The organism is Flavobacterium cyanobacteriorum (assembly GCF_002251835.1).
Classification (GTDB): Bacteria; Bacteroidota; Bacteroidia; order Flavobacteriales; family Flavobacteriaceae; genus Flavobacterium; species Flavobacterium cyanobacteriorum.
Map to the genome: position 1 here is coordinate 1 of NZ_NOXV01000024.1, position 1113 is coordinate 1113.

1 protein-coding gene is annotated in these 1113 nt (G+C 39.0%); it reads right to left on the bottom strand.

Annotated elements, in window-relative coordinates; translation table 11 throughout:
• Positions 1 to 15: 15 nt before the first annotated feature.
• Positions 16 to 1005: a DUF3667 domain-containing protein gene (locus CHU92_RS00185; RefSeq protein WP_094411419.1), complete on the bottom strand. Its 990-nt coding sequence runs from the start codon at positions 1003 to 1005 to the stop codon at positions 16 to 18.
• Between the last annotated feature and the right edge of the window lie 108 nt (positions 1006 to 1113).

Here is a 1113-nt window from a genome sequence, read left to right on the forward strand (position 1 = left end):
TCGCACTAAAGAAATTTAATAAAATAAAAGTTTAAACCACTTCATTACTATAAAAATGATTCCTATAATAATCAGTGCAAAATTTATCAATAAAAATATACTACTTTTCAGTCTGGACACCCATTTCTTCTCCCCGTACATTCTGCTGTGCGACCTGAAGAAGTAGAAAAAAGCATAAATACAGTATATTAAAGTGAGAAGAAATGTAATGATATTGGAATCATTCTCGCCGGTAAATATATATCTAAGGCCTAAACCAATGAACGTAAAGATACAATTCAGTAACAGAAGTAATGAAAAATAGTGCAGTGTGAAAATACCATGGTCAAAAAAGTACCAGCGCTTTTTATTATGGAATAACCATAGCCAGAAAGCAAAAACAGGCATGTAAATAAACAAAGCTTTAGGAACAGTATGGTACATTTTCTCGACAAGCGCGTCTTCATTTGTCTTTCCTTCTTTTAATTGGAGCAGGCTTTTGTATAATGAGTAATCCAACTTGTCTAATTTTTTTTCTTCCGGAGAATTTTTCTGGAAGTGTTCGAGTTCTGCGACTGAACTGAATTTTTCTTCAGGGTTGGCGACAGTATCATTTTGGGCGGTTTTCCCTGTTTGTTTTGCTGCCTTTTCATTACTGCTGCCTATAGTCAATTGTTTGTTATCAAAATCGGCATCAAGATTCATCTGCGGCTTTCTTGCCAGGTTCAGAAGAAGGAAGGTAACAAAACTTATAAAAATATATAGTTTTATTGGCGGCACATAGCGCTGGCGGTGGCCCATGAGGTATTCCTTAGTCAGTTTGGCCGGGCGGAACAGCAGGTATTTGATGGTCTTCCAGAAAGCCCCGTCATAGTGGGTAAAGTCTTCCAGGAAATGGGTTATAAGGTAGTGGAACGGCTGGCGTGTTTCGGTATTTTTCTGCCCGCATTTAGAGCAGTAAGCAACTTCAACAGTATAGCCGCAGTTTTGGCATTCGTTATCGTTGCGTAAAGCATGGTTACCCATAAAATTTATTTTTTGCTAAAATAAAAAAAAACCACCACAAATGAAGTGCCGGCTTCTGGGTTTAGCCGCGATGGGAGCGGCATCCTCCCCGCCGCCTGCTTTTGCGGC

Excerpts from the sequence above, each read along its gene's own strand:
- CHU92_RS00185 (WP_094411419.1), bottom strand. The coding sequence starts at position 1,005 with ATGGGTAACCATGCTTTACGCAACGATAACGAATGCCAAAACTGCGGC.